Annotated in this window: 26 protein-coding genes and 1 tRNA gene; 15 read left to right on the top strand and 12 right to left on the bottom strand. The window is 63.2% G+C overall.

Translation table 11 applies throughout. The features are described from left to right. Nucleotides 1–48 precede the first annotated feature (48 nt). Nucleotides 49–354, top strand: coding sequence for a DUF3039 domain-containing protein (locus ASF51_RS11810; protein ID WP_055929664.1), 306 nt, complete (start codon nucleotides 49–51; stop codon nucleotides 352–354). 15 nt (nucleotides 355–369) lie between these two features. On the opposite strand, the gene ASF51_RS11805 is transcribed toward ASF51_RS11810, so the two are convergent. Continuing rightward, a complete protein-coding gene (locus tag ASF51_RS11805; protein WP_082479764.1) occupies nucleotides 370–1,671 on the bottom strand; it encodes a nicotinate phosphoribosyltransferase in 1,302 nt (433 codons plus the stop codon). 44 nt (nucleotides 1,672–1,715) lie between these two features. Here ASF51_RS11805 and murI point away from each other — a divergent pair, with 44 nt between their 5' ends. From murI to ASF51_RS11785, 4 genes are read left to right on the top strand one after another with little or no spacing between them, the layout of a single operon-like run. After that, nucleotides 1,716–2,540 carry a glutamate racemase gene (gene murI / locus ASF51_RS11800; RefSeq protein ID WP_055929662.1) on the top strand — a complete coding sequence of 275 codons (825 nt, stop codon included), beginning with the start codon at nucleotides 1,716–1,718 and terminating at the stop codon, nucleotides 2,538–2,540. 16 nt (nucleotides 2,541–2,556) lie between these two features. After that, nucleotides 2,557–3,297, top strand: coding sequence for a ribonuclease PH (gene rph, locus ASF51_RS11795; protein WP_055929659.1), 741 nt, complete (start codon nucleotides 2,557–2,559; stop codon nucleotides 3,295–3,297). Beyond that, a complete protein-coding gene (gene rdgB, locus ASF51_RS11790) occupies nucleotides 3,294–3,908 on the top strand; it encodes an RdgB/HAM1 family non-canonical purine NTP pyrophosphatase (protein ID WP_055929657.1) in 615 nt (204 codons plus the stop codon). Before rph ends, rdgB begins: the two co-directional genes overlap by 4 nt. 48 nt (nucleotides 3,909–3,956) lie before the next feature. Then, nucleotides 3,957–4,892 carry a cation diffusion facilitator family transporter gene (locus ASF51_RS11785; protein ID WP_055929654.1) on the top strand — a complete coding sequence of 312 codons (936 nt, stop codon included), beginning with the start codon at nucleotides 3,957–3,959 and terminating at the stop codon, nucleotides 4,890–4,892. Nucleotides 4,893–4,942: 50 nt separating this feature from the next. On the opposite strand, the gene aspS is transcribed toward ASF51_RS11785, so the two are convergent. The 5 genes from aspS to ASF51_RS11760 all read right to left on the bottom strand — a co-directional run bounded on the left by aspS (nucleotide 4,943) and on the right by ASF51_RS11760 (nucleotide 9,623). Further along, nucleotides 4,943–6,715 (bottom strand): aspartate--tRNA ligase, encoded by a 1,773-nt coding sequence (aspS, locus tag ASF51_RS11780; protein WP_055929650.1) that lies wholly within the window; start codon nucleotides 6,713–6,715, stop codon nucleotides 4,943–4,945. A gap of 18 nt (nucleotides 6,716–6,733) precedes the next feature. Continuing rightward, nucleotides 6,734–7,456, bottom strand: a complete 723-nt coding sequence (locus tag ASF51_RS11775) for a DedA family protein (RefSeq protein ID WP_055929648.1) — start codon at nucleotides 7,454–7,456, stop codon at nucleotides 6,734–6,736. A gap of 103 nt (nucleotides 7,457–7,559) precedes the next feature. Beyond that, nucleotides 7,560–7,641 (bottom strand) — tRNA-Leu (locus tag ASF51_RS11770). Between the two features lie 33 nt (nucleotides 7,642–7,674). Continuing rightward, nucleotides 7,675–8,343 (bottom strand): response regulator transcription factor, encoded by a 669-nt coding sequence (locus ASF51_RS11765; RefSeq protein ID WP_055929645.1) that lies wholly within the window; start codon nucleotides 8,341–8,343, stop codon nucleotides 7,675–7,677. Next, nucleotides 8,340–9,623, bottom strand: a complete 1,284-nt coding sequence (locus ASF51_RS11760; protein WP_055929642.1) for a sensor histidine kinase — start codon at nucleotides 9,621–9,623, stop codon at nucleotides 8,340–8,342. The genes ASF51_RS11765 and ASF51_RS11760 overlap by 4 nt, the downstream gene beginning before the upstream one ends. A 188-nt stretch (nucleotides 9,624–9,811) precedes the next feature. On the opposite strand from ASF51_RS11760, the gene ASF51_RS11755 reads away from it, so the two are divergent. The 3 genes from ASF51_RS11755 (at nucleotide 9,812) to ASF51_RS11745 (ending at nucleotide 12,429) form a co-directional block, all read left to right on the top strand. Then, entirely contained in the window at nucleotides 9,812–10,507 is a 696-nt protein-coding gene (locus ASF51_RS11755) for an ABC transporter ATP-binding protein (protein ID WP_055929638.1), read from the top strand. Further along, the gene (locus tag ASF51_RS11750; protein ID WP_055929635.1) at nucleotides 10,504–11,793 is read left to right on the top strand and encodes an ABC transporter permease; all 1,290 of its coding nucleotides are present in this window, start codon (nucleotides 10,504–10,506) and stop codon (nucleotides 11,791–11,793) included. Before ASF51_RS11755 ends, ASF51_RS11750 begins: the two co-directional genes overlap by 4 nt. Before the next feature lie 249 nt (nucleotides 11,794–12,042). Beyond that, nucleotides 12,043–12,429, top strand: a complete 387-nt coding sequence (locus ASF51_RS11745; RefSeq protein ID WP_157412115.1) for a hypothetical protein — start codon at nucleotides 12,043–12,045, stop codon at nucleotides 12,427–12,429. Between the two features lie 60 nt (nucleotides 12,430–12,489). On the opposite strand, the gene ASF51_RS19090 is transcribed toward ASF51_RS11745, so the two are convergent. Then, the gene (locus ASF51_RS19090; protein ID WP_162236951.1) at nucleotides 12,490–13,398 is read right to left on the bottom strand and encodes a YaaC family protein; all 909 of its coding nucleotides are present in this window, start codon (nucleotides 13,396–13,398) and stop codon (nucleotides 12,490–12,492) included. Nucleotides 13,399–13,619: 221 nt separating this feature from the next. Here ASF51_RS19090 and ASF51_RS18740 point away from each other — a divergent pair, with 221 nt between their 5' ends. The 4 genes from ASF51_RS18740 (at nucleotide 13,620) to ASF51_RS18730 (ending at nucleotide 17,948) form a co-directional block, all read left to right on the top strand. After that, nucleotides 13,620–14,522: a toll/interleukin-1 receptor domain-containing protein gene (locus ASF51_RS18740; RefSeq protein WP_162236950.1), complete on the top strand. Its 903-nt coding sequence runs from the start codon at nucleotides 13,620–13,622 to the stop codon at nucleotides 14,520–14,522. A 120-nt stretch (nucleotides 14,523–14,642) separates the two neighbouring features. Further along, the gene (locus ASF51_RS18735; protein ID WP_162236949.1) at nucleotides 14,643–15,635 is read left to right on the top strand and encodes a ParA family protein; all 993 of its coding nucleotides are present in this window, start codon (nucleotides 14,643–14,645) and stop codon (nucleotides 15,633–15,635) included. A gap of 8 nt (nucleotides 15,636–15,643) precedes the next feature. Then, complete coding sequence (locus tag ASF51_RS19085; protein ID WP_157412113.1) at nucleotides 15,644–16,564, top strand: PIN domain-containing protein; 921 nt, start codon at nucleotides 15,644–15,646, stop codon at nucleotides 16,562–16,564. 487 nt (nucleotides 16,565–17,051) lie between these two features. Then, nucleotides 17,052–17,948 (top strand): TIR domain-containing protein, encoded by an 897-nt coding sequence (locus ASF51_RS18730; protein WP_082479760.1) that lies wholly within the window; start codon nucleotides 17,052–17,054, stop codon nucleotides 17,946–17,948. A 561-nt stretch (nucleotides 17,949–18,509) separates the two neighbouring features. Here the strand turns inward: ASF51_RS18730 and ASF51_RS11730 are convergent. After that, nucleotides 18,510–19,058: a hypothetical protein gene (locus ASF51_RS11730; protein ID WP_055929623.1), complete on the bottom strand. Its 549-nt coding sequence runs from the start codon at nucleotides 19,056–19,058 to the stop codon at nucleotides 18,510–18,512. Next, on the bottom strand, nucleotides 19,051–20,112 hold the full coding sequence (locus ASF51_RS18725) for an ImmA/IrrE family metallo-endopeptidase (protein WP_082479759.1): 1,062 nt from the start codon (nucleotides 20,110–20,112) through the stop codon (nucleotides 19,051–19,053). Before ASF51_RS18725 ends, ASF51_RS11730 begins: the two co-directional genes overlap by 8 nt. A 136-nt stretch (nucleotides 20,113–20,248) precedes the next feature. On the opposite strand from ASF51_RS18725, the gene ASF51_RS11725 reads away from it, so the two are divergent. Further along, nucleotides 20,249–20,602, top strand: coding sequence for a hypothetical protein (locus tag ASF51_RS11725; protein WP_055929621.1), 354 nt, complete (start codon nucleotides 20,249–20,251; stop codon nucleotides 20,600–20,602). A gap of 264 nt (nucleotides 20,603–20,866) precedes the next feature. On the opposite strand, the gene ASF51_RS11720 is transcribed toward ASF51_RS11725, so the two are convergent. Continuing rightward, nucleotides 20,867–21,745, bottom strand: coding sequence for a hypothetical protein (locus tag ASF51_RS11720; RefSeq protein WP_157412112.1), 879 nt, complete (start codon nucleotides 21,743–21,745; stop codon nucleotides 20,867–20,869). Beyond that, on the bottom strand, nucleotides 21,733–22,713 hold the full coding sequence (locus ASF51_RS19080; RefSeq protein WP_157412111.1) for a hypothetical protein: 981 nt from the start codon (nucleotides 22,711–22,713) through the stop codon (nucleotides 21,733–21,735). Before ASF51_RS19080 ends, ASF51_RS11720 begins: the two co-directional genes overlap by 13 nt. 82 nt (nucleotides 22,714–22,795) lie before the next feature. On the opposite strand from ASF51_RS19080, the gene ASF51_RS11715 reads away from it, so the two are divergent. Together ASF51_RS11715 and ASF51_RS11710 are read left to right on the top strand one after the other, a co-directional pair. Further along, nucleotides 22,796–23,377, top strand: coding sequence for a putative glycolipid-binding domain-containing protein (locus tag ASF51_RS11715; RefSeq protein WP_055929614.1), 582 nt, complete (start codon nucleotides 22,796–22,798; stop codon nucleotides 23,375–23,377). A gap of 101 nt (nucleotides 23,378–23,478) precedes the next feature. After that, on the top strand, nucleotides 23,479–24,966 hold the full coding sequence (locus tag ASF51_RS11710; RefSeq protein WP_055929611.1) for an MFS transporter: 1,488 nt from the start codon (nucleotides 23,479–23,481) through the stop codon (nucleotides 24,964–24,966). Between the two features lie 16 nt (nucleotides 24,967–24,982). Here the strand turns inward: ASF51_RS11710 and ASF51_RS11705 are convergent, their stop codons facing one another. Further along, the gene (locus ASF51_RS11705; protein WP_055929608.1) at nucleotides 24,983–26,245 is read right to left on the bottom strand and encodes an MFS transporter; all 1,263 of its coding nucleotides are present in this window, start codon (nucleotides 26,243–26,245) and stop codon (nucleotides 24,983–24,985) included. Nucleotides 26,246–26,302 lie beyond the last annotated feature (57 nt).

The following is a 26,302-nucleotide window of genomic DNA, read 5'->3' as shown; positions in this document are numbered from 1 at the left end:
CGGCACCATCGCGGCCTCACCGGCATCCGGAGAAATTAGACTGGACGCATGAGTCACGTTTCGTCAGCCCGTCCGTCAGCCAGCATTGCCGAGCCCGGCGGTCCCAGCGAGGGCGGTGGAACCTCGACCCTCGATCGTGAACTCGAAGAGCTGCTCGAGCAGGAGGCCATCGAGCCCGGCGATCACGAGCGCTTCTCGCACTACGTCAAGAAGGAGCAGATTCTCGAATCGGCGATGACCGGCAAGCCCGTCAAGGCTCTCTGCGGCAAGAAGTGGCTGCCGGGCCGCGACCCCGAGAAGTTTCCGGTGTGCCCTGACTGCAAGCGCATCTACGAGGGACTGAAGCCGGAGTGATCCCGGCCATTCCGGTCACACGTACAGCGTCGGGATCACCGGCTCGCCGCGGCCCAGACGGAACGCCTGGTCGGGGAGCTCGGCGATCGCATCCGCCCTGTGTGCGCGGGCGCGCTCGACGCCGCCGGGCCCGGTGAATTGCTCGTTCACGACTCCGTTGTCGATCAGGGTCACGAGCAGCTCGCGATCGGATGCCTCCGGCCGTGTGGCCTCTCCGACATGGATCGCTTCGGTCGTCGCGCGCCCGGATGAGTTGATTCGACGAACCGGGTTCTTGCGCCCCCCGATCGTGGCCTTCTCGGCCGACTTCTTGGCGACGGAGACCCACTCGCCCGCGGCATCGGTGTGCGCGACGAGCTTGTAGACCATGCCGGCCGCGGGGGAGCCCGAACCGGTCACGACCGAGGTTCCGACCCCGTACGAGTCGACCGGTGAGGCGGACAGCGCGGCGATCGTGTACTCGTCGAGGTCGTTGGTGACCGTGATCTTCGTGTCGGGGTTGCCGAGCGAGTCGAGCTGTTCGCGCACGGCCTTGACGAGCGAGGGAAGATCTCCGGAGTCGAGTCGGACCGCCCCGAGGCGATCTCCGGCGACCTTGACGGCGAGCTCGACGCCGCGCTGCACGTCGAACGTGTCGACCAGGAGCGTGGTCGATGGGCCGAGCGCGTCGACCTGCGCCTGGAAGGCGGCCTCCTCGCTGTCGTGCAGGAGGGTGAACGCGTGGGCCGCCGTGCCCATCGTCGGGATGCCCCAGCTGCGGCCGGCCTCCAGGTTCGATGTCGCACCGAAGCCCGCGATGTAGGCGGCGCGCGCGGCGGCGACTGCCGATCTCTCGCCCGTGCGCCGCGATCCCATCTCTGCCAGGGGACGACCGGCCGCGGCCGATACCATGCGCGACGCCGCACTCGCCACGGACGAGTCGTAGTTGAGCACGCTCAGAATCAAGGTCTCGAGGATCACTCCCTCGGCGAACGTGGAGTCGACGACGAGAATGGGGGAGTTCGGGAAGTAGACCTCGCCCTCGCGGTATCCCGAGATGGTGCCGCGAAAACGGTAGTCGGCGAGCCAGTCGAGTGCCGCCGTGCGTACGATGCCCTGCTCCGCGAGCCAGGTGAGTTCGGCATCGCCGAAACGGAAGGCCTCGATGAGCTCGAGGAGGCGCCCGGTGCCTGCCACGATGCCGTAGCGCCGGCCCTGCGGCAGGCGACGCGCGAAGGCCTCGAAGACGCACTCGCGCTCATGGGTGCCGGCCTGAATGGCCGCATCGAGCATAGTGAGTTCGTAGCGGTCGGTGAGAAGCGAGGATGCGGCGGTCACCGGGCAAGCATATCCGCGGCTCGTGCGCGCAGTAGTCTTGACGGGTGAGTGATGCGCCGATCGGAGTCTTCGATTCCGGTGTCGGCGGATTGTCCGTGGCTCGATCCATCCGCGATCAGCTGCCCAGGGAGTCCATCACCTACATCGGAGACACCGCCCGATCGCCGTACGGTCCCCGTCCCCTCGCCGAGGTGCGGGAGTTCGCGCTCGAGGCCCTCGACACCCTGGTCGACCAGGGCGTCAAGATGCTCGTCATCGCCTGCAATACGGCATCCGCCGCCATGCTGCGTGATGCCAGGGAGAGGTACTCCGTTCCCGTCGTCGAGGTCATCCAGCCCGCCGTCCGTGCTGCCGTGTCGTCGACGAAGAACCTCAGGGTCGGCGTGATCGGCACCGAGGGCACGATCCGGTCGAGGGCGTACAACGACGCGTTCGCCGCCGCTCCGCACCTCGAGCTGTTCACCCAGGCGTGCCCCCGCTTCGTCGAGTTCGTGGAATCCGGCGACACGACGAGCCGTGAACTCTTCGCCGTCGCCGAGCAGTACCTGGCCCCTCTTCGGGAGCACGACATCGACACCCTGGTGCTCGGGTGCACCCACTATCCCTTCCTCAAAGGCGCCATCTCCTACGTCATGGGCGATGGTGTCCGGCTTGTCTCCAGCGACACCGAGACGGCCAACGACGTCTACCGCGAGCTCGTGAGTCGCGGCATCGAGCGCACCTCAGCCGCGCCCGCCGTGCACAGATACGAGGCCACAGGAGACAGCGCCGACGAATTCATGCGCCTCGCCGATCTGATGCTCGGCCGACAGGTGTCGAGCGTCGAGCTGGTCGAGACCGGCGTCATCACACTTCCCCCCGCCCGCTGAACCACCAGGAGAACCCATGTCGAACGACACCCGCAAAGACGGCCGCACCCCACAGCAGTTGCGCCCCATCACGATCGAGCGCGGATGGAGCGACCAGGCCGAGGGCTCGGCGCTGATCTCCTTCGGAAAGACCCGGGTGCTCTGCACCGCCTCGTTCACCAACGGCGTTCCCCGTTGGAAGCAGGGCAAGGGCCAGGGCTGGGTCACGGCCGAGTACTCGATGCTTCCCCGCTCCACGAACGACCGCATGGACCGCGAGGCCGTCAAGGGCAAGATCGGCGGACGCACGCACGAGATCTCGCGACTGATCGGCCGCAGCCTGCGTGCGGTCGTCGACATGAAGGCTCTGGGCGAGAACACGATCGTGATCGACTGCGACGTGCTGCAGGCCGACGGCGGCACGCGCACGGCAGCGATCACGGGCGCCTACGTCGCCCTGGCCGACGCCATCGAGTGGGCGCGCACCAAGAAGTTCATCGGCCAGAAGTCGCAGCCCCTGATTGACAGCCTGTCGGCGGTCTCGGTGGGCATCATCGACGGCGCCCCCATGCTCGACCTCGCCTATATCGAAGACGTGCGCGCCGAGACCGACATGAACGTGGTCGTCACCGGTCGTGGGCTGTTCGTCGAGGTCCAGGGCACGGCAGAGGGCGCTCCGTTCGACCGCTCCGAGCTCGACGCCCTGCTCGACCTCGCCCTTGCGGGCACGGCGGAGCTGGCCCAGATCCAGGCGACGGTCCTCGGGTCGGGCGAATGAGCATCCGGGTCGTTCTGGCGACGCACAACGCGCACAAGGTCGAGGAATTCCAGAAGATCCTGGCGGCCGAGATCCCCGAACTCGAGATCGTCGCCTACGACGGACCCGAGCCCGTTGAGGACGGTGTGTCGTTCGCCGACAACGCCCTGCTCAAGGCGCGTGCCGCAGCGGCCCACACCGGTCTGCCCGCCCTCGCAGACGACTCGGGCGTCTGCGTCGACGTGTTGGGCGGCGCCCCCGGAATCTTCTCCGCGCGCTGGGCCGGCCACGGCCGCGGTGCCCAGGCGAACCTCGACCTGCTGCTCGACCAGCTCGCCGACATCCGCGATCCGCACCGCACGGGCTGGTACGCGTGCACCATCGCCGTGGTCGTGCCCGAGCAGTCGGGTCGCCCGGCGAGCGAGCATCTCGCGGTGGGCGAATGGCGCGGCAGAATTCTGGATGCGCCGCGCGGCGAGAACGGTTTCGGTTACGACCCCGTGTTCATGCCCGAGGGGTCGGAGGTCTCGGCAGCAGAGCTGACGGCCGAGCAGAAGAACGCCGACAGCCACAGGAGCCGGGCCTTCCGTGAGCTGGTTCCCGTGTTGAGAATGAGCGTCATTCCTAACTAGCGGCGGCGCTAGGCGTATCGCGCCACGGGTGCCTACGCTGGAGGAACAATGGCTCAGACAGACGCGCACTCGCACGGATCGCACAATCATGCTTCGGCGACGACGAACCGCACACGGCTCGGTTGGGCCATCGCGATCGTCGCGACCGTGCTGCTCGTCGAGGTCGTCGGAGCCCTTGCGACGGGGTCGCTCGCCCTGTTCGCCGACGCGGGGCACATGGCATCCGATCTGATCGGACTGATCGTGGCGCTTGTGGCGACCGTCATCTCAGCGCGACCGGCCACCGAGAAGCACAGCTTCGGCTTTCAGCGGGTCGAGGTCTTCGCCGCCCTGTTCAACGGGCTGCTGCTGATCGGCGTGGCGGTCTTCGTCGCCGTCGAGGGCATCTCCCGCCTGATGTCTCCGCAGGAGGTGGACATCCCGCCCCTGCCGCTGCTCGTCGTCGCGGTGATCGGCCTCGTCGCCAACTTCGGAGCCCTGATGCTGCTGCGCGGCGGAGCGGCCACGTCGCTGAACATGCGCGGCGCGTACCTCGAGGTCTTCGGAGACCTGCTCGGATCGGTCACGGTCATCGTCGCGTCGATCGTGATCCTGACCACGGGCTTCGCCCCCGCCGACGCCATCGCATCGCTCGTGATCGCGGCCATGATCATTCCGCGGGCCGTCTCGCTGCTGAGCGACGTCATCCGGGTTCTGCTGCAGCAGACGCCGGTCGACACCGACGTGGCGCAGATCCGCAACCATATTCTCGAGGCCGAGGGCGTGGTCGACGTGCACGACGTTCACGTCTGGGCGGTGACCACGGGCAAGAACATCTTCTCGGCTCACGTCGTGGTCGACCAGCAGGTCTTCGAGGCGGGGGGATCGGGCCGCCTGCTCGACGAGCTGTCGTCGTGCCTGTCGTCTCACTTCGACGTCGAGCACTCGACGTTCCAGCTCGAGCCGGCGGAGCACGCCCGGCACGAGGAGCACCTGCACCCGTAGGCGCAGGCGTCCTCGTGACGAGGGCTGCCTCTGAGGGCTGCTTCCGAGGACTACTTCTGGGGCAGCGCCTGAACGCCGAGGGTGCGATACAGCTCGACCTGCTGCACGGCCTCGAGCTCTGCCGGAGCGCCGGTGAGCGGGTCGTTGCCGCCGCCGGACTTGGGGAACGCGATCACGTCGCGGATCGAGTCCGTGGCCGCCAGCAGCGACACGACGCGGTCGAAGCCCATGGCGAATCCGCCGTGCGGCGGCGCGCCGAACGCGAAGGCCTGCAGCAGGAAGCCGAACTTCTCCTGCGCCTCCTCCTGGCTGATGCCCATGATCTTGAAGACGCGCTCCTGCAGCTCACGGGTGTGGATCCGGATGCTTCCGCCGCCGATCTCGTTGCCGTTGCAGACGATGTCGTAGGCGTACGACAGGGCCGATTCGGGGTCGGAGTCGAAGGTGTCGATGAACTCGGGCTTGGGGGAGGTGAACGCATGGTGCACTGCGGTCCATGCGCCGCCGCCGACGGCCACGTCTCCGCTCGCGACCGCGTCGCCCGCGGGCTCGAAGAGCGGGGCATCGACCACCCAGGTGAAGGCCCAGGCGTCCGGGTCGATGAGGCCCTGGCGCGCAGCGATCTCGCCGCGGAGTGCGCCGAGGAGGGCGCGGGACGACTTCACGGCGCCCGCGGCGAAGAAGATGCAGTCGCCCGGCTGAGCCCCGGCGTGCGCGACGAGGCCGGCGCGCTCCTCTTCTGACAGGTTCTTCGCGACCGGGCCGCGGAGCTCTCCGTCTTCGCCGACGAGAACGTAGGCGAGGCCCTTGGCGCCGCGCTGCTTCGCCCATTCCTGCCACGCGTCGAGGGCGCGACGAGCCTGGCCTGCGCCACCGGGCATCACGACGGCGCCCACGTAGGGAGCCTGGAAGATGGCGAAGTCGCTGCCGGCGAAGTAGTCGGTGAACTCGACGAGTTCGAGACCGAATCGCAGGTCGGGCTTGTCGGAGCCGAAGCGACGCATCGCCTCGGCATAGGTCATGCGCGGCAGGGGAGTGGGGAGCTCGACATCGATCGTGCGCCACATGGCCCGCAGCACCTTCTCGGCGAGCGCGATGACCTCGTCCTGATCGACGAAACTCATCTCCACGTCGAGCTGGGTGAACTCGGGCTGCCGGTCGGCTCTGAAGTCTTCGTCGCGGTAGCAACGGGCGATCTGGAAGTACTTCTCGAACCCGCCGACCATGAGCAGCTGCTTGAACAGCTGCGGGCTCTGCGGGAGCGCATAGAAGGTGCCCGGCTTCAGGCGGGCGGGAACGAGGAAGTCTCGGGCGCCCTCGGGCGTCGAGTGGGTGAGCGTGGGCGTCTCGACCTCGACGAAGTCCTCATCGACGAGCACGGAGCGCACGGCCGCCGAGACCTTGGACCGGAGCTTGAGGGGGTACGCGGCCTCCTCACGACGAAGGTCGAGGTACCGGTAGGCCAGGCGAGTCTCCTCGCCCGGTTCGTCGTCGAGCTGGAAGGGCAGCACGTCGCTGGCGGCGAGCACCTCGAGGCTCGTGGCCTGAATCTCCACCTCTCCGGATGCGATGGCCGAGTTGACGTTGCCGGCGGGACGTTCGCGAACGATCCCCTTCACGGTGACGACGGACTCGACGCGCAGGCTCTCCGCCGTGTCCACGAGCTCGTCGCGGAAGGTGACCTGGGCGATTCCGGAGGAGTCGCGCAGATCGATGAAGGCGACGCCGCCGTGGTCGCGGATGCGGGCGACCCAGCCGGAGAGCATGACGTCGAGTCCCACGTCCTGGCGGGTGAGCGAGGACGCGTAGTTGGTTCTGTACATAGGGTGGTGTGGTGCTTTCTAGGCCTCGGGCTTGTGGTCGAAGACGTCGGGATCGAGCGCCAGGTCTGCGTGGGGCTGGGCAGCCTCCGCAGCGTTGGCCTTTCGAGCCTTCATCGTCGACTGCACGTAGTGCCAGATCGTGGGGATGAGCGTCGCCGCGACTGCGGCGAGCAGGATGATGTCGATGTAGCTGGTGACGAAGTCCCTGACAGGGGGGATGTTGCCGATCAGGTAGCCGGCGAACGTGACGCCGGCACCCCAGACGAGTGCGCCGATGAGGTTGTAGAGCGAGTACTTGCGGTAGTTCATGTGCCCGATGCCGGCCGCGATGGGGGCGAACGTGCGAACGATGGGAACGAAGCGGGCGAGGATGACCGCGAAGGCGCCGTACTTCGTGAAGAAGGCGTTCGTTCTCTCGACGTTCTTGATGCTGAACAGCCCGGATTCTTTGCGTTCGAAGATCTTCGGCCCGAACTTGTGGCCTATGAGATAGCCCACCTCACCGCCCGCGAAGGCCGCGAAGCCGATGGCCAGACACACCCACCAGATGTCGACTCCGATACCCGGGCTGAAGGCGAGAACGCCGGTGATGATCAGCAGGGTGTCGCCGGGAAAGAGGAAGCCGATGAGGAGGCCCGTCTCGGCGAAGATGATCAGGCACACGCCGATGAGCGCGAACGGCCCGAAGCTCTGGATGAGCGTCTCCGGGTCGAGCCAGGGAATGAGTGCGGCGTGTGTCAAGTGGAGGCTCCAGTCGTCGGCGGGTCAGGTCTAGGCCGGTCGGCGGCGGACAAGGGGTATGTGTGCATCAAGAGTACCCCCGCGGCACACACAGGACATGGAGTGCGGGAGAAGGGACTTGAACCCTCACGCTCGAAAGCACAGGAACCTAAATCCTGCGTGTCTACCAATTCCACCACTCCCGCAGAACACAAACAGTGTACCGGCGACGCGCTCGATCATGCTCTCCCGGGCACGAGCAGGCCGGACTCGTAGGCGATGATCACGAGCTGCGCCCTGTCGTGCGCACCGAGCTTCGACATCATGCGGTTCACGTGCGTCTTCGCGGTCTGCGGAGAGATCACGAGACCGGCCGCGATCTCGCCGTTCGAGAGGCCGCTGCCCACGAGCAGCAAAATCTCCCGCTCGCGCTCGGTCAGCAGGGCGAGCTCGTCGGGCACGGGCCGTGCCGCGGGCTCGGAGGGAGACAGGTACCGATCGATCAGCGCGCGCGTGGCCTTGGGCGAGAGCAGCGCTTCGCCGTCATGCACGGTGCGGATCGCCGACATCAGCGCGTCGGCCTCGGTGCCCTTGCCGAGGAACCCGCTCGCGCCGGCCTGCAGCGCGCGCAGCACGTATTCGTCGTCTTCGAAGGTGGTGAGGATCACGATGCGGGTGCCGGCGAGCAGGGGGTCGGCGCAGATCGCCTCGGTCGCCTGCAGCCCGTCCATCACGGGCATCCGGATGTCCATGAGCACGATGTCGGGGCGGGTCGCGCGAACGACATCCACGGCCTCACGACCATTCGACGCCTCTCCCACGACCGTGAAGCCCTCTTCGTGGGAGACGAGTTCGCTGACGGCGGTGCGGATCAGGGCCTGGTCGTCGGCGAGTACGACGGAGATCATGCGTGGCCCTTCGGGTCGGTGGAGGCGTGCGCACTGCCGCGCACACCCGGAGCGGGTTCGTCGAACGGAAGATTCACGACGAAGCGGTGCACCGGTCCCGGGCCGAACGACGTCTCGAGGCTTCCGCCGACAGACGACACGCGCTCGCGCACGCCGACGAGTCCGTGCCCGCTCTCGACGACGATCCTGTCGTCGCGTCGGGTTCGCGTCACGTTCGTGACCGTGATGCCGAGGCCGTCGGTGCCGTAGTCGAGCTGAACGAGGGCGGTGCCGTCGCCGCCGTGCTTGTGCGCGTTCGTCAGACCCTCCTGCAGAACGCGGTGGGCCACGATGTCGCGCAGGGAGTCGAGCTCGACCGGTGTGCCGACCGTCCTCTGCTCCACGGTGAGGCCGGCCTTCGAGAACTCGTCGATCAGCTGGGGGAGGTGGGAGAGGCCGGGCGTGGGCGCGAGCGTCGCCGAGTGCGTGCTGTCGGCCGAGCGGAGCACGGTGAGGAGGCTGCCTATTTCGCCGAGCACGGTGCGAGCCGCCTCGCGCACGGTGGTGAGGGAGCGTTCCGCGTCATCCGGTCGCGTGCGCAGCGCCTGCGAGGCCGACGCGGCGTGCAGGTTGATCACGGCGATCTGGTGGGCCATCACGTCGTGCAGGTCGCGCGCGATGGCGAGCCGCTCCTCGGCCACCCGCCTCTCGGCCTCGGACTCGCGGGTCTCCTCGGCTCGTCGCGCCCGCTCGGTGATGGCCTGGATGAAGGCGCGGCCGTTGTACTGGGCCACGCCCCCGGTGGCGGCGAGACCGATGAGAGCGACGAGCAGCACGAGCGATTCGATGCCGCGCGATTCGGGCGGAGGGGCGAGCAGCAGCACGCTGCCGATCGCCACGAATGCGCCACCGGCCACGATGAGGGCCGGGGTACGTCCCTGGCGAGATCCGACGCCGAAGACGGTGATCATCACCGTGAGGATCGCGGCGACCACGGGACCGGGGCCGATCAGCTCCAGGCTCGACAGCAGCACCGCCGCGCACGCTGCCACGATCGCGACCGCCGCCGTGCTGCGGGGGTACCGCGTGCGCAGTACGAGGGCGACGACCAGAACGATCGCCAGCACGGCGGAGGTCGCCAGCACCTCGGTCGTCGAGCCGGCGAGCGGCGTTGCGCTGCGGGATGCGACGACGACGGGAATGCAGACGACGATGATCGCGAGCGCAGAGGGGATCCAGCGCAGGCGCGGGGGCAGGGGCGACTCGAAGGGTACGGGGAACGCTCGAGAACCCGATCTCATGGGCGCGCCTCCTTCTCTGCTTCCGTGCGTCTGCTCGCTGTCGTCCAGTCTCGCAGCACCCCGCGCCTGGCGCGTCCCACGTTCGTGGTAGCCGAAGATGCCGTGCCGGGGTGACGACCGGCATCCGGTTCGCGGCCAGTCTGGAGTGATCGTGCACATCGCACGAGCAGACAGCTCAGGAGCATTTCATGCCGGTTCCGGTTCTCGCGGCGCGAGACGTCAAGAAGTCCTATGGTCGAGGCGCAGCCCGCTTCGACGCCCTGAAGGGGGTGTCGCTCGACATCGAGGAGGGCGAGTCCATCTCGATCGTCGGCAAGAGCGGGTCGGGCAAGTCGACGCTCATGCACCTGCTCGCGCTGCTCGACAAGCCGTCGACCGGTGCTGTCGAGCTGAGCGGACGCGACGCGGGTGCCCTCGGCGGCCGAGTCCTCAACCGCACACGCAACCAGACGTTCGGGTTCGTGTTCCAGCAGTTCTTTCTCACCCCCAACACCTCGGTGCTCGACAACGTGACGCTGCCGCTGCGCATCGCCGGGGTCGGCGGTTCCGAGAGGCGCCGGCGCGGAATGGAGGCGCTCGAACGCCTCGAGCTCGCAGACAAGGCGAAGAACAAGGCAACGGACCTCTCGGGCGGCCAGAAGCAGCGCGTGGTCATCGCCCGCGCGCTGGTGAACGAGCCCCGCGTGATCTTCGCCGACGAGCCCACAGGCAACCTCGACACGGCCACGGGCGCGGTGGTCGAAGACATTCTCTTCGACCTCAACCGGCGCACGGGTATCACGCTCATCGTGGTGACCCATGATGAGGACCTGGCGGCGAAGACCGACCGCAGCGTCTTCATCCGCGACGGCCTCATCGTCGACCGCAACGGAGTGAGCGCATGAGCGGCCTCGATCTGATCCGTTCGGCGATCGGCAACACGTTCCGCAGCAAGACGCGCACGACCCTCACGGTGCTGGCCATCTTCATCGGCGCCTTCACCCTGGCGCTGACCAGCGGGGTGGGAACGGGAATCAACCGCTACATCGACACGACGGTCTCATCGATCGGTTCAGACGACGTGATGACGGTCACGAAGACCGCGGAGGACACGTCGACGGGGCCGGCGAAGTACGAGCCCGATACCACCAACGTCGAGAGCGCGACCGGAAGGCCGGGGTCGACGGTGGAGGCCATCACGGCGGCGGAGCTCGACGACATCCGCGCCGTTCCCGGTGTCGAATCGGTCGATCCGGTGCTGACGGCCCGGCCGAACTACGTGGCGTACGACGGGGGCACGCAGTATCAGGCGGCGATCGGCGGCTTCGTGTCGGGCATGAGCCTCGATCTGGCCGCGGGCTCGGAGCCCTCGGGTGACAGCGACACCTTCGAGGTCGCGCTGCCCGTATCGTACGTCGAGCCGCTCGGCTTCTCGAGCGATGCGGATGCCGTGGGCAAGACGGTGACGTTCGGCGTCACCGACCAGACGGGCGCGTCGAGCACCATCGACGCCACCGTCACGGGCGTCGCCGAGGCGGGTCTGCTCGGATCGTCGAGCCTCACCGCGAACGACGCGCTGACGACGGCGCTTTATGACGCGCAGTCGGTGGGCCTCAGCTCGTCGAGCAAAGACAGCTATGCCTCGGTGAGCCTGCGCTTCGACCCCTCGTCTTCGGATGAGCAGGTGTCGACGATCAAGAGCGATCTGAAGGAGCTCGGATACGACGCCACGACCGTGGAGGACCAGATCGGGTCGTTCAAGACGGTCATCGACGCCATCGTGCTGGTGCTGAACGGCTTCGCCGTGATCGCCCTGATCGCGGCCGGCTTCGGCATCGTGAACACCCTTCTGATGAGCGTGCAGGAGCGCACCCGCGAGATCGGGCTCATGAAGGCGATGGGCATGGGCGCCGGCCGGGTGTTCGGGCTGTTCAGCCTCGAGGCTGTGTTCATCGGGTTCCTCGGAAGCGCGATAGGAGCGCTCGGCGCGATCCTCGCGGGAACGGCGCTGAACGGTGTGCTGGCGAACGGACTGTTGTCGGCACTACCTGGGCTCACGCTCATCGCGTTCGACCCCGCCTCGATCGCGGTAATCATCCTCGTGGTGATGGGCATCGCGTTCCTCGCCGGAACGATCCCCGCGCTGCGAGCGGCGCGGCAGGATCCGATCGAGTCGCTGCGGTACGAGTAGTTCACTCGGTCGTAGCTCGTTCGCCTGATCGCCGGAGCCCTGTGGATAACTTCCACGGGGTTTCGGCGTTTCAGGGCACCATGTCGGTCGGGGGTGAGCGACAGGAGTATCGACCGTGACGAACGCCGTGCAGGTGATCACCGAGCGTGTGCGCGACCGGGTGCGCCGCGAGGGCGTCGACCTGGCCTCCGACACACGCTGGCGAGGCGGTTCGTCGACGACGAGGTGCGCAGTTACTCGGAGCGAGCATTGGGCGGCAGCGCGCCGTTGTTGGCCGACGAGGCGGTCGCGGCTCGCGAGGTCGTGGCCTCGCTTACGGGGTTCGGTGCGCTGCAGCCCTTGCTCGACGATCCGGGCATCGAGGAGATCTGGATCAACGCGCCCGACAAGGTCTTCGTCGCCCGGAACGGCGTGTCCGAACTGTCGACCGTGGTGCTGTCCGTCAGCGAGGTGCGCGAACTCGTGGAGCGCATGCTGCAGAGCTCGGGCCGGCGGGTCGATGCGGAGTTGTCGAACGTGGTGCTGTCCGACAACGAGGTGCGCGAACTCGTGGAGCGCATGCTGCAGAGCTCGGGTCGGCGGGTCGATCTCAGCTTGCCCTTCGTGGACGCGAATACCTACAACGTGATTGGTTGACGCATCCACCGCGTTGGACATGCGAATTGAATCAAACGTCGGAGGTCGGTTTCCCATTCGTCATTCGTTGAGATGATCCAGGGCCTCACTGATGAGGTCAGGCACGCAATCCAACGCCGAGTCCATGATGTGTTCCAGAATCGACGCTATCGGACTGGATTTGATGTCCAGTGCTTCCATCCAGTCGCTGGGGGAGTAACGAGCGAGCATCGATAACGAATAGAGCACGAGCCACCAAGTCAGTAAAGGGTGTAGGGCTTCGTCGCTTGATCCACTGGCCGGAAAGAGGATCTGGTGTCGGCGATACAACTTCGCGGCGACCAGGTGAGAACTCGGCTGTGAAGTCAGTAAGGATGCATCCGGAATTCGTAGGCTGATGTATCCGGAACTACGAGACCTCATAACTCGACCCTCGTCCGTAAGAGGTATTTCAAGGGGACGTAGAGCGGGGTACTGGTCGATCCAATCTCGAATTTCAGCCTCAGATGCGTTGTCAGGATCCCTAAGCCCAGGGGTTTCGAGGCTATCGATCAAGTAAGGAGGTTCGGAACTTAGGTAATTGAGCGACATCGGCGAAAGTTGCGTAGGCCAGGGTCCGAGCTTTCGGAACTCGTAACTGACCTCGGGCAGTTGTGCGATCAGAGCGCCAAACTCGATATCCCCGGCGTCCAGCGGCGAGCCGAGTGCGTATGAAAGTCGCGAGAAAGAATCCTTCGCATTCGGCTGCATCGTGACGGATGTCTTGAAGAGACCAAGCGCAGAATCGAGAGTGGTCGGGAACTGGAGGCCATGTTGGGTACCGAGCCACAGCTGTCGTTCATTCGGAGCGTTCCTGTATCCAAGGTCTTTGCTCGCTGCAGAGAGCGCCCTACCGGCTTGAGTAATACCGTAGAAAAGATTGAGCGGGCGGCTCTCGTATCCGATCGTTGCCGAAGCCGAAAGCTGCTGTTGCGCTTGCTCCAGAGCCATGTGGAATACCTTGTATCGGTGGCCCCGGAGTAGTTGAGCCAACCTTTCCGAGGGAGCGGCCCGATGTGATCGGATCGTCCTCCAAGCCTCCGAGGCTGTGTTTGCGCCCATGATGAACATTGACTTGGCCACTAGATCCCCGATCGCCTTGGTCCTGGTTTCTGAACATTGGTCATGTGCTGCAAGCATTAAATGTATCGACCAGCCCATATGCTGACGCCGTGAAGGTTTTCATCAGCTGGTCGGGAAGTAAGAGCGGCAAGTTTGCGAAGGAGTTGTCCGCCTGGATTCCAGATGTAATCCAGGACGTCGAGTGCTTCATCTCGCAAACCGGCATTGAGGCTGGTCAGCAGTGGTTGCAGGTAATCAATTCTGAGCTGGCCAGCACTGACTTCGGTGTAATTTGCGTGACGGCTGACAATCAGAACTCGTCGTGGCTGAATTTTGAGTCTGGTGCATTGGCGAAAAAACTTGGTGACGGGACACGCGTCGTTCCGGTCGTTATCGATTTTCCTATCGGCTCACTTGACTATCCGCTCAGGCAGTTCAACGGGGTGTCACCGGACCACGACGGCCTACTTGTCCTCATACGCTCAATAAATTCGGCTTCACCAAACCGTAAGGACGAATCAGTCTTGGTTCGCGCGTTCGAACAGTGGTGGCCGAACCTCGAGAAGATGCTGGAGCTTATCGGCGATGAGGAAGAGCCCGTGGTAGCTCCTGAGCCGCCCGACGTTGGAGCACTATTGGAGGAGACTCTCACAATCGTGCGTTCGATCTCCGCGAACCTTCGGCAGGGGTATACACCCGGCATTCCTGGAGATCTAGAGGCCAGTCCCAGCGCTCTACTTGCAGCTCTCGCCCGTCGATCATCGCGGTACTCGTTGTGGGATGGTGACTCACTGACGCCTAGTTCAAAATTTCTGATGGAGTTTGCCAAGAACTCTCCTAAACTTCGAAATGAAGATGTTCAGGCCGCCGAGTTTGTTAGCAAGCTCCGTAAGGCTGTGAGGGCGCAGGAAGATCTACAGGATGAAGAGTATTCGCGACTTGCGCGTCTCGTCGATGAAGTCGAGCAAACTGGACCTGATGATGCAGGAATCTCCGGTGGAACCCAACTGTGAGTAGCGGATCGTTCCTTCTTCTTATTGAGCCGCGAGTATCCCCATAGGTAGGGAGCCATGCCACGCGAATAATTGTGGTTGCACGCTACGCTCGCGGTAACCGTCCCCGAAAGGTCTCCTGTGTCCGTCATTACGTTCTTCAATCACAAAGGCGGAGTAGGAAAGACGACGTTGCTATTCAATGTCGGCATCGCTCTCGCTGGTACCGGCCGGCGAATATTGTTCGTCGACGCAGACCCACAAGCAAATCTCACTGGCACTGCGCTATCGGCCAGCTCATATCTTGAGCAGATTGAAGCAGAACAGACGATCTACCATGCGCTCCTACCCGTTATTCGAACTACGGGCGAACCCTTGGTTATGAACCCGATAAAGATTCGTGATACCGCCTGGATCATCCCGGGTCACATTTTGCTTAGTCAATACGAAGAAAGTTTGGCTACCGGTTGGTCCGATACCTTGGCCGGTAGGTACGCGGGTTTTCAGCAGACCACCGCCTTCTGGCGAGTCATAGAGTCTGCAGCGTCAGCCGTAAACGCAGATACGGTGCTCATAGATGTTGGACCTAGCGTCGGAGCCCTGAACCGTGCCGTGCTTTTGAGTTCTGATGGTTTCGTCGTGCCATTGTCACCCGATTTGTTCTCGCTGACGGCGCTACCTAGCGTCGGCGGGGCGATTACGAGCTGGGTCGGCGAGTGGACAGTAGCAGTTAGTCAAGCGAAGCGAACGGGTGTTGATCTGCAACTTCCTGGCGGTCTGCCTGCCGGGAGACCCGCACCGCTTGGATACATCAGTCAACAGTTTGCGAGCTACAGGAGTGCTCCCACTGCGGCATTCCAGCGCTGGTTGAATGAAATTCCTGGCGCTTACGTACGAGACGTGGCAGGTAAATTGGCTAACGCAGGGCTCAAAGTGCCAGCCGCCGTTGGTCAAATCGGCACTGTGCGCAATCTCTCGAGCCTGGTCCCGATGGCGCAAGAGGCTAATGCTGCGATCTTCGAACTTTCCGGGGCGGAGGCTAGAGGTGCTCAGTATGTCCGTGCAAAGGACACACTCGGGGATTTTATTGCTCTGGGCGAAGATATTGAACGACGCATGGCTGAGGTGGGTTGACGTTTCCTATGGCCACGTACCTAGTCCTCGATACGAACGCTTTGCCCCAGAAGGGCATCCTGCAGAGCGCTTTCTGGTCCTTGCTTTTTCGACTCTGCGCCCTCAAAGAAATTAGGCCGTCGATTTCAGAGGTCACACTTCATGAAGCAGTTAATCTGCGACGCGAAACGGCGGACAAGTTGCTTTCCACCTTTGTTTCCTCAAATAGCCAATTGAGCCAGATGACGACTATGGACGCAATTTACACACCAAGCGGCACAGAAGTAGCCAAGGTCCTGGAGGACCGACTAAATGAAGTCTTCGAAATTTTACCCCTTGGAGGCGAGCATGCTCGCGAAGCATTCCGACGGGAGGCTAGGCGTGTTCTGCCCGCCCGACTGGGCAAAGGTGGTCGCGACAGTGCGATCTGGTTGACCGTTGCAGCATTGGCAAATGAGGGCCACAAGGTCTTCTTCGTGACGAACAACTCAAAAGACTTTGGTACCACGGGTTTGTTCGCAGGGCTTTTAGCGGAAGTTGCATCAGCAGAACATCCTGTTACGTATCTTGACTCGACGAATTCATTTGTGGACGCAATCGCGACGAAGGTAGACCTACCTGATCCGCCTGACCAAAGTCTCGCTGATGCCTTTGACTTATCAATCAGATCCGAATTCATCGAATTCTTGGACGATAAGGATTCAGCGGAGTACACCGTGGAGCGAGTCTGGAACGCCCGGCTGATAGTCGCTGAATCTCGGATTGGCCAGGGATATGTCATTGACGACGGCGGGCTTGCTCAGGTTCGGGCATCGGTAGCCCTTGCGGATGCATCTGGGGCGGAGTGGGCCACCGCTAAGATCGACGGCTGGCTGAACTTTGAACCACACACGTTCGCTGCGAATGAGAGTGATTCATCTCTTTCTGACTTTGAACTGAAATTTCAGTGAATTAGTCGTGGGTTGCAAGACGTGCAAAGCGCCGAGGCTTCAGTGGGTGGAAGCTGTCTAGTTCTTACCTTATGCCGAGCACTTTCGGTAACTTCTGTGGTGCTCCGGGGGAATACACAATCTGTCGGCCGGATGCCGAAAGCGCAGAGGCTCGGTGTGGGCGTTAGCTGTGCCAAGAATCCGGCGGGCAAGAAGTTGTCAGTAATGGCCCGGCGCGCGGGCCGAGACTCAGTCATCCGTGTTGCCATGCGAGAAGACACGAAGCGTACTCTGCTCGAGGCCGCCGGCAAGAAAGAGGTCACGATGCTCATACTCGCAACATCTACGAAAACGCCCCTTGAGAAGAGCAGGGAGCGTTTTATTCTGCGAGCAGCGTCGAACGAACTCGCCGGTCATTGCGGGATGTAGGGCCGAACTCGGTAGGTCGCAGCGTATTGAACATTCGAGTGGACTTCGTCACTTCGGCCAAACCCCTAGGCTTAGGGCCATGGCGACGGTGTCCGGGTACTTCAAATCTCAATTGCCTCCTCAAGCGTTCGAGCGCATAGGGCAGTCGCTAGCTAAGTTTGCCGAAAAGTACGATCCAACGGCGTCCTCTGGGAGGGGTCCCGGCATTGCGCCGGAGGACGAGCGCAACAGGTTTAATGCCGACGGTGTGAGCGCACTTATCGATGATTTCGTCATGGATGGCCTGACGGTTGGTGCTGCGAAGTCGGTTCCCTTTGAGGAAGGTGTCTTCGCTCGGCTGGTCCCTGAAGATGCGACTTCTTGGACCGTGGGTTTCTATCTGTGGAGAAATTACACACCGTATTCTTACAATCATTCTTATTTGAAAATACAATCCCACTCGTTTTCACATCTCTCGCTGACTGCTTTTTCGCAGTCTGAAGATACGGCGCTCTCAATAATGCGAAACGCGAGGGAGATTCTTGGCGATTACCCAACGGAAGACGCTGTGCTCGCGGCGGGCGATTTCAAGGTGTTCATTGCCTTCGGAGGTGGACACGCGTGGGAGGTTGTTCGCGATTATCTGAAGCGCGCAGGGGTGACGGTGGATGCGTTCACGGAGGCTGAAAGGGCAGGTCAAATTACCCTCGATGTGGTTGCGGAAATGATTGGGTCAGCGTCAATGGCTGTGATCGTAATGACCGCTGCCGACGAGATGAAGGACGGCACCAAGCGGGCGCGGCAGAACGTCGTCCACGAAGCTGGCTACAGTCACGGTGCTCTTGGAACCCGCAACACTATCGTGCTGTTAGAGAAGGGCGTAGACGCTCCCTCCAACATCGCTGGACTCACTTACATACCCTTCGAGCCCGGAGAGATCCACCGGACGGAGGGTCGAGTGGTCGCGCTGATCCAAGACCGTATGAAGGGTATCTAGACATCCCGCGTGACTTGGACAAACGTTAGGTACTCAAGGCCTGGTCACTTGGCATCGACGTTGGTAACTCGGATTCGATCGACCTACCCCGGATATCCTGTTGTGGTGGATCTGGCAAGTATCGACTTAAGGGTGACCAGCGCTTACAAGACCTCGCCGCAGGTCGTCGCTCTCGCCCCCGGCCTCTACTCGGCTGACAACGGGTCGGTAAATGATCTGGACTCTTACATTGATGGAGGGCCGGTCAGTGGTGACTGCATCCTGAAAGAGCCGCTATTCCCTGATCATGGCGGCGCCTGCTGGGATGGCGTTGCTGCGGGCAATCCAGAACCAGCTGTCGGATAAGCATGGATGAGCTCAGCGACGGCGTCTCACCGAACTGCCCGCGATGCCTTATGCCCATGCGTCCCGCCCGAGCGAACTACCATCGAGGACCCGTCTGGCGTTGCGACGAATGCCAATTGACAATTCGCCCTGACCAACTCTGATGCCCGCTGAAAGCGCGTCACGGCGGCGTCGACAAATGCGCCGCCAGGTCGAGAAACATACCTCAGACGAACCTTAGTTCGTTGTCAACCACGTGGAGACAGCCGACTTCTCGCGCGCGCAAGGCGGGTGGCCTCGCTTCGCTGCCACGAGTACGTAGTAGGCCACGAAAAAGTCCGCCATCGTGAGAGCTTTCGTTGCGACGGCCAGTTTCAATATGTGCCATGTGCTGTAGACGGGGATCCCATGAGCTGAGGCTTGTCTGCGCGCATCTGTGTCGTCAGTCACGAATGCAGCGTTCAGTCCCCGCCGGGCAATAATCGTGATGGTCTCTGCCTCTCCTAAGTGGGCCGTGGCAAGATCGCCCGGCTGCCGCATGTGATCTTGCAGCACCAGGATGTCGACGTGTTCTGCGGCGTCGGGATAGATAGGCGACCCAAAAATCCCGCCGGCTTTCGCCATATCCCCGAGACCTGGTAGGGCGGAGCCCGCCGCACACTCAGACGCGACAGTCGCGCACCAAGCTCCGTTACCGTTGACCATGTCCTCCAGCAGCTGCATCTGGCCGATGAGTGCAAAATTGCTGACAACCGTCGTGTCTGGGAAGAAGAGAGCGCTAGCCAACAGCTAGACCGAATGCCGCAGCTAGATCATTTACGCTCGGGTCGTGCACATCGGGAGCGTAGGTCTCTGCGATCCACTCAGCCTCAACTCCCCGCATCCAAGCCAGATACCCCGGCCCCAAGCGTCCCTCCTCGACTCCAACCTCGTGTGCTTCTTGCAGATCGAGGGGAAACCGGCGGCGGCTTGCCGCCTCCATGCGCATCGTGATCTCATCGCCAAATTCAGAAGACCAGCTTCTCGCCCTGCGAAGAGCGCGCTGAGTGTTCTGCGAAAGCACATCCGCAAGTGGTGCATGAGGTATGCCAAGTGCTTCCAGGCGGACCCTCAACGCATATGTCGAGACCCCGGTTTGCCAAAGGAAGTCGGCCACCGTTTCTTGAGACGCACGCGACCAATTGACTGACCGGACAAGCTCCTCGGGCATCAACAAATTCGCAGCGAAGCTATTCGCCTCCGCCTCGGACTGGCTGCCGGCAACGTGGCCAAGTTCGTGGGCAAGGTCCCAATTTTCGCGGAACCAGCTACCCGTCGCCGGAATCGCTACGAAAGTGCGACCGCCGACCGTACCCGAATACGCAGTGCCAAGATCATTGGCCCTAATGACATCTAGGTCGAGCCGTTCCTCCATCCTGTCCGCAAATGGTCGAGCAAATCCCGTTCCCAGGACATCTCTCACCTGAGCGGGACTTCCGGCGGTGACCTTATGTGGTCGGGCAGGCAGCTCCGCCTGCAGATAAGCGACGCAAATGTCTTCGAGGACTGCCTTGTCATCTTCAAGCGTCGGCACAGATCTGCTTGTCGTCGCGTGGTCGTACTGGTGTCGCGCGTTCACAAATACCTGATTGGGGTTTCGTTCCCCGGTAATCAGCTCATGAATATCGGCATGTAGCTCCTCGGCAACACGCACCAGTTCTATGCTCGCGAAACCGCGCTTCCCGCTCAGAGCTCGAGAGAGCGCATCCGGCGTCATCCCCACCCGGCCCGCGAAATCCTTCCGTGTAATCGCGGGCACGAGCGCGTCTATGCGCTCCGAAATTCTTTGCCCAATGTCCATGTGGCTAACAGTACGCGGGCATGTTGGGAAATTACCAACAATCGCGGCAGTTCGGCGCTGTGTCGGCCTGTCTGTGCCACCGGATAGCATGCATTCTTGCGTCGGCCGGGACGCTCCCGAACGACAGGAGCACCCCATGAATAAGGTTGGCGACTTCACCGCCCTGATGGCCGGCATCGACTTCGTGCCGACAGACCCCTACGCGATCCTGCACATCCACAAGCAGATCTGGTGTGTGGCCCCGCACGGGAAGATCCTCGGTTGGATCAGGTGGGATGAACCGAAGTCGCACGGGCGCATGTTCCACGTCTACTCGCATGGCCTCGATGAGGGCGGGAAACGTGCGTGGGTGAAGTCCTTCGAGACCATCGGGTCGGCTGCGACGTTCATCCGCCAGCACGCCGCGGAGATGTCAGCACTCACGGCCAGGCTGCTCCCAGACACCGATGACCTAGTCGACGGGAAGCCGCAACGTATGGTGGATGAATGAGGTTCGAGTGAGTGCCAGAAGTAAGACTGGTGAGTCATCCGAAGTCGAAGGTGAAGGCGCTGACTGCCAGACGATGAAGGCAGGACTGCTCGAGCGCCCGTCGGAGGAGTTGCAGGTGATGATGATCAGGGTTGACAGGTAGAAGGACCAAAGCGCCCCACGGGGGCCTCCCAGGTGCTCCCTCTGCTGTGCGGCTCCGAGTGAAGGCAACGTACATTTCGGGCAGTTTTTCCACACGGCCTCCCCGGGCTGGTATATAGACTTCTACCCACTAATCCACTTTTGTGGGCCGCCCGGTGGCCAGAACTGTTCTTCGAATTCTTGCCGTTCGTTGAGGGTTGCGTACGGGCTCGCTACGACGAACCGTTCGATTCGCTCCAGGTACGACTGCATAGTTTGCAGTTCCGGGCCGAAGTCTCCGGAGTGAGTCAACTGCAGACGCTCGAACGCACTCCGGGCTGCTTGAACGTCGGACACGAGTCTCCCAAACGATCCCATGTATTCCGAAGCGAAAAAGATCAGTGCGGATTCCATCATGCCGAGCGCTGCCGCGTACTCCTTTTGTCGCGCAACTCGGACTTGAAGTTCGCGGCTTGCCAATTCGATGGTGAGGCGATGAGTGGCAAAAAACGCCAGTCCAATATGCCCGGCCATGAGTTCTGTCCTGATTCGCTCAAGTGCTGCCTGTTGGGCACGCACTGGCGCTAGGGCTTTCCCATACTCCATGCCTGAGGACCAGTCTCGGTAAAGCTCTATGTGGGCCATCGCAGCCGATAACCATTCATACAGGGGCATCCACTCCAACGGCCAGTCGGGTCGGCGCGAGTGCAGCGGCACTACCTTGACGCTATTGGTGAAAATGGCCGTGAGATCGTCCGCGATGCCTCGGAATTTGTCGACGTCCAACAGCCTGACGATAGGCGCCCAGGTCTCCTCAACCAGTCGGAAGGCTCGTGCGCGGTCCTCCAGCTGGCGGGCGCGTTCGGCGGCTGCGTTTTTCCTCCGCTCCTGATCCCTGCCCCAGATGAATCCAGCACCGGTAAATAGGAGTGACACGAGAACGGACAGGGCAGCCTCGCGACCGTTTACAGGATCGTCCCAAGTGACATCTAACCAATCAGATATTGCCTTCAGAACGTCCAAGTCGCTGCTCCCTCACCAGGGTGACGAGCATAATGAATCCGACTACAGGATGCGTTGTGGAGGCAGGGATCGAACTCCGACTTAGGAATCGCATCCACGAGAGCATGTAACTCCTGAAGCAATGCCGCCCTGTTCGTCTCGTCGTGGATCGAGAACTTTGTGCCCATATGTCGGTGTGGGTTACGTGCGTATTCGCGATCGTCGCGGATCCAGAAGGCAAAACGACTGAGGAACAAGGAGCGGCCCCTGCAGCCGGGTGAGGGGCCACAGGGCTGCAGGCGGTGCGGGCCTGCTCGCTGATCTTTCCGATATCGGCTCCTACCAGAGACAAGAGTCATATGCCGCTCGCGCTCCTGGACTTTCAGCGCCCCGTTGATACGAATGTCAACGAACTTTTCGGCACCGCCGCTCGTCGTCAATTCGATCTGGACGACCTGCGGTTCCGCCGCAGATCCTCCAGTCGACGAGTATCCCGAATAGCCCTCGTAGCTTGCCGGGACCAGGCTGCCCCAACCCATCATCGACGCCAACCACGATCGAGGGTCATCGCCTGCATTGATCGATTGCAGGAGGCCTCTGTTCCGCGATTCGTATGGGTCCTGAATCACTTCCTCGCCGGCTGACAGCCACACCGGGATCGAGTCCGACTTAGATGTACCGGGGCCTACCGCAGTGCCACCACCAACGAATGCCATCGCTGCTTGAGCAACGGCACCGCCAACAGTGCCTCCGTAGGCGTGGTTCTCTCTTGAGTCCGAATACTGAAGTCCGTTACCGGATGCGGTCACCGTGATGGACCTTGGCGTGGGGATCGCCTCCATAAGTGCGCGCAGCTCTTCGAGACGTGCTGCCGCAGTGTTCGTTTCGGCGAGGATATTGTTCTCCCGCTCGGTCGGGACCCGGTACCCCTGGCCGGCCATGGCGCTCGCCTGATCGGCGGTGTACCCGAGAGTGATGCTTGCAATCACCCGTCGATCATCTCGAGGCGCGATATTGTCCGCTGGGGCATCAGTGCATCGGTCCAGCCCGACGGATTGATAGGTTCCGTTCATGAGACTGACGACACCAGCTGCTGGGGCGAGCTGGACCCACAGAGGAGCGCGAGCTGGTTTCGAGGTCGCCTTCTTCAAGGATCTGGGCGTCGGTTACCGTCTGACCGGTCATACAACCGCACGCGAGTCTGTTGAGCTGTGGTCGGTTGGCTATGACGTGACGGTGGATGATTCTTGGAGAACGGTCGCGGTTCATTCATCCAGGCTGACGGACACAGGGAAACGTGAGCTGGCTCTAACACGCGACTCCGCGGGAACATGGACCGTGAACGGCGAGCTGCGACCCGAACTTGATGGGTGCTCTGATGTTGATTTCGAGTCGTCCGCGGTGACGAACACGCTTCCCCTCCATCGTCTCGACTTCATCGAGGGAGTCGGCGTCGACGTGCCGGCCGCGTTTGTCCGAGCTGACGACCTCAGCGTGGAACGTCTCGAACAGCGCTACACATTGATTGAGGCTGGTCCGGAGGAGATCCTGTTCCACTACGAATCATCGACGTTCGAGTTTTCGTGTCGTCTGCGGTACGACAGTTCAGGGCTTGTCATCGAGTATCCAGGAATTGCGATCAGAGAGTCCTAGGCAAGGGCCCGACCCCACCGCAGCTGCCCCGCTCTGTGTTCAGGTAGCACGCGCGCAAGGCCCCCGAATGCGCGCCATGGTGCGGTGTAGCGTTTTCTCTCATGACGTCTACTCCGCCCGCTCCGAAGATCGAACTCACCGAGCGGGCGAAATGGCAGGCATTCGCCGTGGCCGTCGGAGTGGCGGCCCTCACGATTCTCGATCTGTCGAAGGTCAACGTCGGGCTTCCCTCGATCGAGAAGGCGCTCGGCGCTGGGTCCACCGAACTGCAGCTGATCGTCGCCGGCTACGCCCTCGCCTTCGGACTCGCGCTCGTTCCCGCCGGGCGGCTCGGCGACATCTACTCGCGCAAACTCCTCTTCTCCATCGGACTCATCTCGTTCACCCTCGCGAGTCTCGCCTGCGCGCTCGCACCGACGGTCGAGACCCTGCTCATCGCGCGCATCCTTCAGGGTGTCGCCGCAGGCATCCAGATGCCGCAGGTGCTCGGGCTCGTGCAGCAGCTGTTCCAGGGTTCTGCTCGCGGGCGCGCCTTCGGCATCTTCGGCGCCACCATCGGCGTCGCCACCGCGTTCGGGCCGACGCTCGGCGGGCTGCTGATCGCCGTCGGGGGAGAGACCGACGGGTGGCGACTGCTGTTCTGGATGAACATTCCGCTCGGACTCATCGCCCTGTTCTTCGCGCTGCGCCTGCTGCCGACGAAGCCCAAGGGCACGACCGTGAAGACCCAGCTCGACCTCGTCGGCATCCTTCTTCTCGGTTTTTCGGTCTTCAGCCTCATGGTGCCCTTCGTCTTCACCACCGGCGGCCCCGACGACGACCCGAAGCGCTGGTTCTGGCTCATCGGCTTCGCTCTCGGAACCACCGCGTTCCTTCTCTGGGAGCGCGACTACGGCCGGCGCGGCAAGTCTCCCGTGGTGCACTTCTCCCTGTTCCGCATCGCCTCGTACCGCAACGGAATCCTCGTAGCCACCGCGTACTTCGCGGCCATCCCGGGCACCTTCCTGCTCACCACGCTCTACCTGCAGCAGGGCCTCGGCGCCCTGCCCGTCTTCGCCGGCATGGTCAGCATCCCGTTCGCCCTCACCTCCGCCGCCAGCTCGCTGATCGGCGGCCGCATCGTTGAGCGCTACGGCCGCAAGCTCGTCGTGATCGGCACGGCCACGGTCATCGTGGGCTTCTCCCTCATTCTCGCTGCGGCGGTGCTCACCCCGCGCGACGAGACGATCTGGTGGATGGCCGCCGCCATGGCCGTCGCGGGAGCCGGAGGCGGCCTCGTGATCTCGCCCAACCAGACCCTGACGCTCGCCGAGGTTCCCGTGAGCGAGGGCGGGGTCGCGGGCTCACTCGCCCAGGTCGGACAGCGCGTCGGCACCGCGATCGGCGTCGCCGCCGTCAGCTCAACGTTCTTCGCGACCCTCTACCGCGACAAGGCGGACGCCGATCAGCTGATGGCCTACCACGAGGGCTTCCGCAACGGCATCCTCATCGCTATCTCGCTCATCACGGTGTCGCTCATCGTAGGGCTCGTCGACCTGAGATCGCGTGCGAAAGCCGCGAAGCGCGAGACCGCCGCATCCGACGCCTGACGAGCAGCGCGCCTGATCAGGCCGACGGCCTGCCCGGCCGCCGAGGAACGTAGCGGGGAACGTAGCGCAGCATCAAACCGGCACCCAGCACGCCGATGACCCCCATGATCGCCGTCGAAAGCGACAGCGTGGCCACGGCCACGATGAGCGATACCAGCAGGGGAGCGGCGGCAGTTCCCGCGTCGCCGGTGAAGCGGAACGCGCCCAGGAACGGGGCGGGGTCGTCTTTCGGGGCGAGGTCGGCGCCGAGCGTCATGAGGATTCCGCTGCCGATGCCGTTCGCGAGGCCGGTGAGCACCGTGACACCGATGAACCACCCGACCGCGTGCTGCAGGTCGTGGGTGAACGCCAGCACGAAGAGTCCGATGCCCATGCCGAGCATCGACGGCACCACGCTCCACAGTCGCCCGAACCGGTCCATGACCTGGCCGCTGGCATAGAACAGGGCGAAGTCCATGGCGCCGCCGAGCCCGATGATGAGGGCGGTCGTGCTCTCCGACAGGCCGAGGCTCACCGCCCACAGCGGCAGGATGACGGAGCGGCTCGCGCGCAGAGCGCCGACGATCGCCACACCCGTTCCGAGGCGAACGAGAACCCCGCGGAAGTTCCAGACGGTGCGGAACAGCCCGTGCGATTCCTCGGCCACGAGGTGCTCGCCCTCGGTCTCGTGCGTGCCGTCGACCTGCGCGCGTGCCGCGGCCCCCGCGGTCGGATCGGGCATCACGAGGAGGAGCACGATCACCAGAACGGCACACGCGAGGTGCACCCAGAACACGATCTCGGCGTGCGACGTGAGGGCGATGAGTCCGGCGGCGATGAAAGGGCCCACGAACCAGCCCGCCCGGAAGGTTCCGCCGAGAGTGGAGAGTGCGCGCGCCCGATACTGCAGCGGCACGAAGGTGGTCATGAACGCGTGCCGGGCGAGGGCGAAGGTCGCGGTCGACAGGCCGAGCAGGAAGATGCCGACCCCGAGCATCCAGGGCCCGGATGCGACGATGCACGTCGTGACGCCGATGATCGACACGAGAGACGCACCCACCATGGCCCGCCGCTCACCGATGCGGCTCACGATCCAACCGCTCGGAATGTCGCCGATGAGCTCGCCGACCATGATCATGGCGGCGATGAATCCCGCCAGGGCGAGACCGGCACCGAGATCCTGAGCGATCGCCGGAATGATGGGGATGATCGAGCCCTCGCCGATGGCGAAGAGCAGCGACGGGAGAAGGGCGGGGAGGGCGATGGAACGGAATCGGAACCCGGTCTCTGCATCGCTCATGTCGCATCCACTGTACGCCGGGGGAGCGACCACGCCCGCCCGGTAGGCTGGGGGCAC

It is taken from the genome of Agreia sp. Leaf283 (assembly GCF_001422485.1).
Lineage (GTDB): Bacteria > Actinomycetota > Actinomycetes > Actinomycetales > Microbacteriaceae > Agreia.
This window is presented reverse-complemented; position numbering and strand designations above follow the sequence as displayed.

What these genes read in the sequence shown, in the direction of transcription:
- ASF51_RS19085 (WP_157412113.1), top strand. Translation starts at nt 15,644, where the DNA reads ATGGCCACGTACCTAGTCCTCGATACGAACGCTTTGCCCCAGAAGGGC.
- ASF51_RS11810 (WP_055929664.1), top strand. Translation starts at nt 49, where the DNA reads ATGAGTCACGTTTCGTCAGCCCGTCCGTCAGCCAGCATTGCCGAGCCC.
- ASF51_RS11725 (WP_055929621.1), top strand. Translation starts at nt 20,249, where the DNA reads ATGAATAAGGTTGGCGACTTCACCGCCCTGATGGCCGGCATCGACTTC.
- rdgB (WP_055929657.1), top strand. Translation starts at nt 3,294, where the DNA reads ATGAGCATCCGGGTCGTTCTGGCGACGCACAACGCGCACAAGGTCGAG.
- ASF51_RS18730 (WP_082479760.1), top strand. Translation starts at nt 17,052, where the DNA reads ATGGCGACGGTGTCCGGGTACTTCAAATCTCAATTGCCTCCTCAAGCG.
- rph (WP_055929659.1), top strand. Translation starts at nt 2,557, where the DNA reads ATGTCGAACGACACCCGCAAAGACGGCCGCACCCCACAGCAGTTGCGC.
- ASF51_RS11715 (WP_055929614.1), top strand. Translation starts at nt 22,796, where the DNA reads ATGAGACTGACGACACCAGCTGCTGGGGCGAGCTGGACCCACAGAGGA.
- ASF51_RS11710 (WP_055929611.1), top strand. Translation starts at nt 23,479, where the DNA reads ATGACGTCTACTCCGCCCGCTCCGAAGATCGAACTCACCGAGCGGGCG.
- ASF51_RS11705 (WP_055929608.1), bottom strand. Translation starts at nt 26,245, where the DNA reads ATGAGCGATGCAGAGACCGGGTTCCGATTCCGTTCCATCGCCCTCCCC.
- ASF51_RS11755 (WP_055929638.1), top strand. Translation starts at nt 9,812, where the DNA reads ATGCCGGTTCCGGTTCTCGCGGCGCGAGACGTCAAGAAGTCCTATGGT.
- ASF51_RS11750 (WP_055929635.1), top strand. Translation starts at nt 10,504, where the DNA reads ATGAGCGGCCTCGATCTGATCCGTTCGGCGATCGGCAACACGTTCCGC.
- ASF51_RS11765 (WP_055929645.1), bottom strand. Translation starts at nt 8,343, where the DNA reads ATGATCTCCGTCGTACTCGCCGACGACCAGGCCCTGATCCGCACCGCC.
- ASF51_RS19090 (WP_162236951.1), bottom strand. Translation starts at nt 13,398, where the DNA reads ATGGCTCTGGAGCAAGCGCAACAGCAGCTTTCGGCTTCGGCAACGATC.
- ASF51_RS11760 (WP_055929642.1), bottom strand. Translation starts at nt 9,623, where the DNA reads ATGAGATCGGGTTCTCGAGCGTTCCCCGTACCCTTCGAGTCGCCCCTG.
- ASF51_RS11785 (WP_055929654.1), top strand. Translation starts at nt 3,957, where the DNA reads ATGGCTCAGACAGACGCGCACTCGCACGGATCGCACAATCATGCTTCG.
- aspS (WP_055929650.1), bottom strand. Translation starts at nt 6,715, where the DNA reads ATGTACAGAACCAACTACGCGTCCTCGCTCACCCGCCAGGACGTGGGA.
- ASF51_RS18725 (WP_082479759.1), bottom strand. Translation starts at nt 20,112, where the DNA reads ATGGACATTGGGCAAAGAATTTCGGAGCGCATAGACGCGCTCGTGCCC.